The organism is Nonomuraea sp. B5E05 (assembly GCF_039880665.1).
GTDB lineage: Bacteria > Actinomycetota > Actinomycetes > Streptosporangiales > Streptosporangiaceae > Nonomuraea.
The window spans coordinates 39843-47823 of the sequence record NZ_JBDPMJ010000045.1 but is presented as its reverse complement, the minus strand read 5'-3'; the positions used below and the strand labels follow the sequence as shown (position 1 = coordinate 47823).

The 7981-nt window shown below is 72.3% G+C and carries 10 protein-coding genes; 1 reads left to right on the top strand and 9 read right to left on the bottom strand.

What is annotated here, in order from left to right:
• Nucleotides 1-90: 90 nt before the first annotated feature.
• From ABGB01_RS43010 to ABGB01_RS42970, 9 genes are all read right to left on the bottom strand, one after another.
• The gene (locus ABGB01_RS43010; RefSeq protein WP_347779840.1) at nt 91-2259 is read right to left on the bottom strand and encodes a hypothetical protein; all 2169 of its coding nucleotides are present in this window, start codon (nt 2257-2259) and stop codon (nt 91-93) included.
• 146 nt (nt 2260-2405) lie between these two features.
• Complete coding sequence (locus ABGB01_RS43005; RefSeq protein WP_347779838.1) at nt 2406-2618, bottom strand: hypothetical protein; 213 nt, start codon at nt 2616-2618, stop codon at nt 2406-2408.
• Nucleotides 2619-2708: 90 nt separating this feature from the next.
• Nucleotides 2709-3182, bottom strand: coding sequence for a hypothetical protein (locus tag ABGB01_RS43000; RefSeq protein WP_347779836.1), 474 nt, complete (start codon nt 3180-3182; stop codon nt 2709-2711).
• A gap of 19 nt (nt 3183-3201) precedes the next feature.
• Entirely contained in the window at nt 3202-3642 is a 441-nt protein-coding gene (locus tag ABGB01_RS42995; protein ID WP_347779834.1) for an ATP-binding protein, read from the bottom strand.
• A complete protein-coding gene (locus tag ABGB01_RS42990) occupies nt 3643-3897 on the bottom strand; it encodes a hypothetical protein (RefSeq protein ID WP_347779833.1) in 255 nt (84 codons plus the stop codon).
• Nucleotides 3894-4595: an SsgA family sporulation/cell division regulator gene (locus ABGB01_RS42985; RefSeq protein WP_347779832.1), complete on the bottom strand. Its 702-nt coding sequence runs from the start codon at nt 4593-4595 to the stop codon at nt 3894-3896. The genes ABGB01_RS42990 and ABGB01_RS42985 overlap by 4 nt, the downstream gene beginning before the upstream one ends.
• Nucleotides 4592-5782, bottom strand: coding sequence for a hypothetical protein (locus tag ABGB01_RS42980; protein WP_347779830.1), 1191 nt, complete (start codon nt 5780-5782; stop codon nt 4592-4594). The genes ABGB01_RS42985 and ABGB01_RS42980 overlap by 4 nt, the downstream gene beginning before the upstream one ends.
• Nucleotides 5779-6636: a hypothetical protein gene (locus tag ABGB01_RS42975; RefSeq protein WP_347779828.1), complete on the bottom strand. Its 858-nt coding sequence runs from the start codon at nt 6634-6636 to the stop codon at nt 5779-5781. The genes ABGB01_RS42980 and ABGB01_RS42975 overlap by 4 nt, the downstream gene beginning before the upstream one ends.
• A 143-nt stretch (nt 6637-6779) precedes the next feature.
• Complete coding sequence (locus ABGB01_RS42970; RefSeq protein WP_347779827.1) at nt 6780-6983, bottom strand: helix-turn-helix domain-containing protein; 204 nt, start codon at nt 6981-6983, stop codon at nt 6780-6782.
• A gap of 254 nt (nt 6984-7237) precedes the next feature.
• Here ABGB01_RS42970 and ABGB01_RS42965 point away from each other — a divergent pair, with 254 nt between their 5' ends.
• Nucleotides 7238-7981 (top strand): GntR family transcriptional regulator, encoded by a 744-nt coding sequence (locus tag ABGB01_RS42965; protein ID WP_347779826.1) that lies wholly within the window; start codon nt 7238-7240, stop codon nt 7979-7981.

Below are 7981 nucleotides of genomic sequence, written 5' to 3'. Positions count from 1 at the left end.
GATGCCGTAGCGGACAAGCCGGGGCAGGACGCTGCCGCCCTCCTCCAGCGCGTCGCCGGTCGAGCTGCTCAGTTCGTTCACCGGGGTCTCCTACTCGTCGTGGTATTCGCGCTCGGCGGGCCGGATGTGGCCGTGGTCGCGGGTCACGTCGGCCACGGCCACGTGGCGGGCGGCGGCGTTGCCGGCCGCCGTGGAGATCGCCTCGGAGGCGGCGGGCAGCGCTGCGGCCAGGCCCTCAGCGGACGCCTTGACGTGCAGGGCCTTGTCGACCAGCCGCCCCCAGATGGCGGCCAGCCAACCGGGCACCTTCAACTCGACGATCTCGGCCTGCAGGCCCTCCAGCCGCCCCGCCATGCGCTCCGCGCCGATCGCGGTGGCGCGGGCCGCCTCCACACCCTCGGTGATCTCCTCCGCCGCGTCCTCGGCGGCCTCGATCACGTCCCGGATGGTCAGCTCGGCGTCGCCGTCGTACTGCACGCCGTGGCCCGACATGGCCGCACTACTGACCGCCACGGTGGCCGGGCGCGGTGCGGGCACGGCCGGGATCGCGGGTCGGTTCATCTGGCCTCCAGTGGCCTGGCCTGCAGCGGCCTGGACGGTCGGGCTTTCATCGCTCGCCGGCGACGGCGCCGCGGTACGGCGAACCTCCGTCGCGGTCCCGGTCGGGGTCGAGGTGGTGGTCGTGGTGGTGGTCTGGGCAGTGGTCTGGGTGGTGGTCGAGCTGGCGGCGGCCGGGGCCAGCGCGGGCCGCCCGGCGGCCGGTGCGCCCGCCACCGGGGCCGGTGCGCTCTGCCTGCGCTGCCGGGGCCGGGCATCGACGCGCTCGACGGTGATCCGGGTGGACCGGTCGGCCCCGGGCGGGGGCCGCATCCACTCCGCGCCGCGCGGCGGGGGCGGCGGCGTCCGGGTCCAGGACTCCCGCCCGCCCCGCCCCGCACCGGCCGTGCCAGTGGCGCCGGTCGCGCCGGTCGAGGTGTTCGTGCTCGCCGAGCTGGCCGCCATGCGGCGGGCCCACCGCCGCTGCGCCCACGCCGGGGACCAAGACCAGCGCAGCGTCCAGCGCATCCACCGGGGCCTGCGCAGGCGCCGTGCCTTGCGGCCCGGGCGGCGTTTGGAGCCGGTGCCCGTGGGCGCGGCCGGCCCGGGGCGGCGGTTCCAGCGCTTGCGGCCGGGCGGCAGCGCCCGGTCCCCACCAGGGCCGGGCTTGCTCTTACGCGGGGCCTTCCACGTCATCGGGCGGGGCTTCGGGGAGCTCGGCGTCGCGTCCGCGCCGCCCTTGCCCTTCTTGCCCTGCCCGTCCTTGCCCTTGCCGCCGCCCTTGATGGCGCCCTTGGTGTCGCCCGTGACGTCGGCGTCGCTCTTGCGGGGCTTACGTGCCTGGATGCACGGGCCGTCGCCGAGCCCGCCCTTGACCTTGCCGCCCTTGCCCTCCTTGCGGCGCTTGCCGTGCTGGGACCCGGACGGGCCCCGGTCGGTCGACGTCCGGCCGCCAGGAGCGGCCTTGGAGCCCTTGCGGCGCTTGTGGGAGCCGCTGCCGTGCGCATCGTCGTGGGAGTTGCCGGGGCCCCTCTTACGCTTCTTGCGCCCGCCGTGGTCGAGGTGCCCAAGGCCGCCGTGTCCGCCCGCGTGGGAGCCTCCTGGCCGCTTGCGGGAGGTGCCCTCGTGCCGCGAGCCGGTCAGGATGCCCCCGCCGCCCCGAGAGCCGCCCCGAGAGCCGCCCCGAGAGCCGCCACGGCCGCCCCCGTGGCCGCCGTGGTGGCCGTTGGCCGCCGCCTTGGTCTTGGCCTGGTCGGCGTTGGCGCGGGCCTGGTCCGCGAGCGCCTGGCGGTGCCGCGCCCGGTGCCACATGCCCTTGGCGGCGGCCACGCCCAGCGCGGTCACCAGGGTCATGCAGGTCTGCAGGGTCTCCTGGGTGGTGGGGTGGTCCGGGTCGGCCGGGGCCAGCGGCGCGAACTCGCCCTCGCCCTCTTCATCGCCGGCGGAGTCGTCGCCGGCCTTGGCGTCCGGGAGAGCGGGGGGCGGCGGCATCATCAGGGCCGGCGGCGGGCCCATCGTCTCGGCGCGGGGCAGGCCCTCGGACAGGAAGGCGGCCGGGGCCATCTCCTTGCCGGCGGGAGCGTCCGCGGCCGCCAGGACCGGAGGCTGGGGGGCGGGAGGCAGCGGCGGGGGCGGGGGCGGGGGCGTGACGGCGCCGTCCGACCGCGGCCGGAAGGACACGATCTTGGCGTCTGTGCCGTCCTTGGTGGGGTCGTCAGCCACGGTGTGTGCTCCTTTCAGGCGTTGACGGTCAGTGACGGGATGGCGTACTCTCGCGCGCTCGTGCGCGCGGGCGCTCGCGCGCTCGCATTACGCGAGGCTCGGGCCGGGATCCGGGTGCAGATGAAGATGAAGATGAACACCGCGCCTCACGCTCCGTAGCGATCGCAGTAGTTGGACAGCCACAGCGCCAGGTCGGCCCACGCCCGTTCGTCGCCGTTCGCGGCGCGATCCCGGGCGATCTTCCGGGCCTGGTCCCACCACAGTTCGGCGAGCCCCTGCGGGCCACGGCCGGCGACCAGCGCCTGGCGCTGTTCGGCGTGCTGCCGCTGGTTGTAGGCGCGTCGCTCTTCCTTGGTCATCGGCCGGTTCACTACGCCTCCTTTGGGCTCGCATCGGGTGGGCCGGGTGCCGCCGCCCGGCGGGGTCCGGGGCGGCGGCGGATCGTGCGGTCATGCCGGCCGGTCACGGCGGACCATGTCCAGGAAGCTGCCGTCCTCCTCAGCCGCCGGGCGGGGCTTCGGGTACGGCTGTCCCCCGCCGCTCAACCGGCGGGGGACGGCGCTTCCACGGCTGATCGCGGCGGCCTCCTGCCTGGCCTCAGCAGCGGCCTTGCGGGCGGCGGGCAGCTCAAAACGCTGCCGGCGGTGCTGAGCCGCGACCTCGAAGGTCAGCTTGACCGCGGCCTCCAGGTGCTCCTGGAGCTTGGCGAACGGCGCGGTGACCTTGTGGTGGCGCCACCACGCCTCGAAGGTGCCGAACTCGGCGGGCGGGTTGGCCCGCCACATCGCCTCCGCGTCCCGGCGGATACGGGCCACGTAGTCGACGTACTCGGCCAGGGCCGCCCGGAGCTGGCCGGAGAACGCCTCGACCATCTCCGGGCTGTCCAGCATGTCCCCCGACCAGGGGCCGGTCGAGTTACTCATCAGTCTTCCTTTCAGCAGGTCACGGCCCGGTCGGGCCGTGAGAACCAGAGCGGCCGTCAGCGGGCCAGTCCAGCCAGCAGCACACGGTGCGGCTGGTCGGCTCGGCGCGGACCTCGTAGCCGTCGGCCAGCTGCTTGACCAGGGCCAGGCCACGCCCGCCCTCACCCACCGGGCGGGGCGTCTTGACCAGCGCGGGCCCCAGGTCGATGCAGGTCACCCCCACCGACCGGGCGCCGGGGTCGACCTCCAGCTGCACGGCGTACCGGCCGCCCGGCGTGCCGCTCGCGGAGTGGAGCACCGCGTTGGTGGCCAGCTCGGACACCACCAGCAGCACGTCGTCGACCCGGCCGCACCCAGCCGGCAGCACCTCGCGCACCCAGGCGCGGGCCACGCCGACGGAGGCCGCCGTGCCGGCGAACGAGCGAGCGCACGCGGTCGGCACGCTGATCGTGCTCACCATCTACGCCACCCCCGCCCGGTGCATCAACGGGACGGCGGCCTGCGCCAACAGCACCACCGGCCGCGCCCCGACCAGCGGCAGCTGACCATGCTCAGCCAGGTGTTCACGCACGTAGACCAGCGCATCGGCCTCACCGGACGCGGCGGCCGCCACGCTCGCCCTGGCCGCGGCCAGCAGCTCGCTGTAGGCGGCCGCCAGCAGCACCAGCTCGTTGTGGGGCAGCGCCTGAACCTGGGGGACGGTGGTGATGCTCATGCCGCCGCACCTCCCACACGGGTCAGGAAGGCGTGCACGTCGGCGCAGCGCACCAGGACGTCGCCGTCGTCGCCGGGCAACGCCAGGCGGAACCAGCCGTCACCGCTCGCCTGGCTGGCCAGGCTCGCCCTGCTCACCTGCCAGGTGAGCAGGAGGCCGTCCGCGTCAGGCACCTGCACGATGAAGGTGTCGGCCTGGTTCCAGTGGGCGGTCAGCACGCCCGTGCCCCACCCGTCGAACATGCCGCCGGCCTGGCGCACGGCGATCGTGCGCTGCCGGTCGGGCAGCAGCATGGCCAGCTCGGCGTGCCAGTCGATCCACGCGGCCTCGCCGTCCAGCGGCACCTCGCGCAGCGTCGCGTCGAGGAACTGCTGCAACAGCCTGGTCGAGCAGTACAGCACCGCCTCCCCGCTGTCGGCCTGGGGGTCGTCGGGCGCGATCGTGATCACGGTGTGGCCAGGCTCGGCGTGCGGGCCGAACACGACCCGGTCCGGCCCGATCCACCGCTCCGACGTGAGGTAGTCGACCAGCAGCGTGCGCGCGAACGTCGCGCCCGCCGCCATCTCGCTGCCGTGGTCGACGTAGGCCAGCGACACCGCGTACGGGTCAGCCACGTCGTAGAACAGCGTGCCCAGGAACCGATCGTCGCGCCGGTTGGCCGGGAACAGGGTCAGGTGCTCGGTCACGATCGGCTTCACGCCGCACCCCCGGACTGCGCCGCGAGCGCCTTCTTGACCTTGCTGGCGGTGTCAGAGCCGCACCCCAGCGCCTCACGGAACTTGTGCACGCCCGCGTCGGCCGACAGCTTCCCGTCAGCGATCAGGGCGCGCGCACGCAGGGTCAGAGCCTCGATATCGACCCTCGTACGGGGCGGCGGAGCGCCGTACCGGCGACCGACGTTCGCCCTGTACTGAAGGTCAGTACGGCCTCCGGTACGGCCCGGTCCGGCCTCCGGTACGGGCAACACCTCCAGGACCGACCACAGCGCGGGCAGCACCCACACCGCGGTCACCGCCGCGACCGGGCCCAGGCTGTGCACGATCAGGTTCAGTACCTTGTCCCCGAAGCTGCCCCCGGCCGCGAACGCCGGCCAGCAGTTGAGCACCAGCGTCAGCGCCAGCAGCAGCGCCTCGACGCGGAACATCTTCTTGCCCGCCGCAGACGCGCGGTCGACGACCTTCCCGCGCATCGCGGAGTAGGCCTGCACCGCGACCGTGGCCAGCAGCGGCAGGCTCATGGCGGACTCAATGAGGAACGCGGCCCACCAGGCGACGGAGAACTTCTCCAGCGTCAGCGCCGTAGCCACCGACGCCTGCACGCCGATGCTGGAGACGGCCAGGCCGATCACGACCGCGACCATGACCATCGTCGTGGTCGTGCGGCGCACCTTGGCGTCGCGGTAGGCCAGCGCCACCGGATCCTGAGCCAGCTCATGCAGCCGGGCCGCCTCCATGACAGCGCTACGACGCCGGCGCACCTTCGTGGACTCGACCGCCAGCGGCGCCTCATCGGCCTGCAGGCGCGCCAGCTGGTGCGCCTCAGCCACTTCTAGACGCAGCCGCTGCACGCGCCGGGTCTCCCCGGACACCAGGGGCAGGTCCGGGACGATCTCGCCGTCGACGATGTCGTCGTCCCCATCCGCTTCGTCCGCGTCATCCTGGTCGACGTCGTCGCCGAGTTCGTCGTCCTGGTCGACGTCGACCTGCGCGGCGGTTACCGTCTCGACCTCGCGACCGCCCGCCTCATCGTCGGCCACCCGCTCGGGCAGCGACGACGCCGGTGCGGGCGCCTGGTCGAACAGCAGACGGCGCTCGATCTCGACCAGGAGGCGGTCGACGTCGTCGTCGAACGGGTCGCGGTCGGGAGTAGGAGTCGCGATGCTCACCGGTCCACCTCCTTCGGGCCAGTGGCCAGCTCGCAGACGGCGGTCTTCGCCGCGACCTCGCGCAGCATGGCCACCACCTGGCCCTGCGTACGGCGGGGCTCTCGCTGCCACTCCGACAGCGGCTGCCCATCAAGGTGCGTCACGACGGCGTCCCACACCTGCGTGCGCAGCTCCTGATGGCACGGCGCGTCAGGCGAGGACATGGCGACCCGGCTGACGGCTTTCATCACATCCAGGCCGATCACGCTGCTGGGATCCCAGCCCTCGCGATCCAGCAGCTCGGCGGCACGGGTCAGGGCGTCGCTGACCGGATTCGCCGGCGTGGCGGCCTCGATCAGCCGCTTCCTCACGTCTGCGACGCTCGGCGAGTGTCGGCGGCGCACCGGCCACCACAGCCGGGACCACCGGCGGCTCCGGCGGCGGTCGGCCAGCAGCTCGACCCCGCTGGCAACGGTGGCCAGGCCGTCCTCGACCTCATCGCGCACGGCCTCGACCTGGTCGGTCAGGCCGTCCACGCTTTCGGCGATGTCCGACAGCGGCTTCAGCGCCGTGGCGAGCTCGCGCACGCCGGCGGCGAGGTTGGGGAGTTCTTCGCGCCGGGCGGCGGCGGCCTGGCGCAGATCGGTCCGCAGCTCGCGGAGTTCGTCCAGGACGGCCAGCAGCGCGTGCGCGGTCGCGGCCTGCGCGGCGTACGTCGCAGTGGCCTCCTCGGCCTCGTTAAGCCTGTCTCGGCGCCGACACGTGCCGTCGTAGGTGTAGGTGTCGTGGAAGCGGCTTTCGTCCGCCGCGTAAGCCAGCAGGGCCTTGGCCTGCTGAGCAGGCGAGAGACTCTGTGCGGGAGGAGTGGTGGTCATCGGGCCGCCTCCTGACACTGAGCGCAGGAGGCCTGGTGCTCGATGACCTCTGCAGGCGTCGCGGTAATCAAGATCAGCCCGAGGGCCACGCACTTGACCGCGCTCGACGCAGCGGCTCCGGCGATGCTCGTTCGCTTCCCCATTCACGCCACCGCCTCAGCGGCCAGCAGCTCCGCAATGTGCGTGGAGCGGAAGCGGCGGAGCCGCCCCCCGGGAGTCGGCACAGCCTTGAGCCGACCGCTCCGTACCCACCGGCGGATGGTCTCGGGGTGGACACGGAAGACGTCCGCCACCTCGGAAGGCAGCAGCAGCTGTTCCTGAGCCAGCCCCTCTGCAAGGATGGTCATTGGGTCGTTTCTCCTGTTCTGAAGGGGACGGGTGCGACCCTGTGGGCGGCCTGGTGGGTTCAGCACCAGGGCCGCCCTTCGTTGTCTCGTCCGAAAACGGACTTGGTGTACTAGGACGCAATGTAGATGGTGTACTAGAACACCGTCAATTAATTGGCGCAGGCTGTGTCGGCAGGGTGACTTACCTCTTCCCTTCGGTGTACTAGTACGCTTGGACCAGGCCTCAAAAGACCCGGTTCAGCAGGAGGAGTTCAGTGGCACCCCAGGTTCAACGGCCTGAGCCCCCGTACTTGCAGGTGGTCCGACATATCAGGGACCAGATCGAACGCGGCGAGCTGCAGGACGGCGACACGATCCCGTCAGCTCGTCAGCTCAGCAAGGACTGGAACATCGCCTTGGCCACCGCCACGAAGGTGCTGACCACCCTGCGAGCAGAAGGCCTGACCCGTGCAGTGGTGGGCATCGGGACGGTGGTCAACACGACAAGCGCGTCCCACTCGCCGATAGATCGCGCAGTGTCGATCCGGCGGACTGGTCGCATTTACCCGCCCGACGAGCACGCAAAGATCCTGTCGGCCTCGATGGTGGATGCACCCGAGCAAGTGGCTGACGCGCTGGGTATCGAGGCCCGCGCTCCGGCGATACGGCGCCAGCGGGTGACGTTTCGCGGTGATCGACCTGTCTCGGCGTCTACAAGCTGGTTCGATGGCCAGCTCGCCGAGCCCGCTCCCCGCCTGCTGGAGACGGAACGCATCCTTCAAGGCACTTTTGGTTACCTGGAAGAGGTCACTGGTCGGGTGATCAAGACTTCCCGGGACCAGAACGCCGCCGACGCGGCCACTGAGCAGGACGCCCGTGACCTGGGAGTTCCTGTGGGATCACCGGTGCTCCGGGGCCGGAACTGGGTCATAGACAGCGAGGGCCTGGTGCTGGAGTACGGCGAGTACGTCTCTGCTGCCGGGCGCTGGCAGTCCTACGAGTTTGAGATCGACAACTAG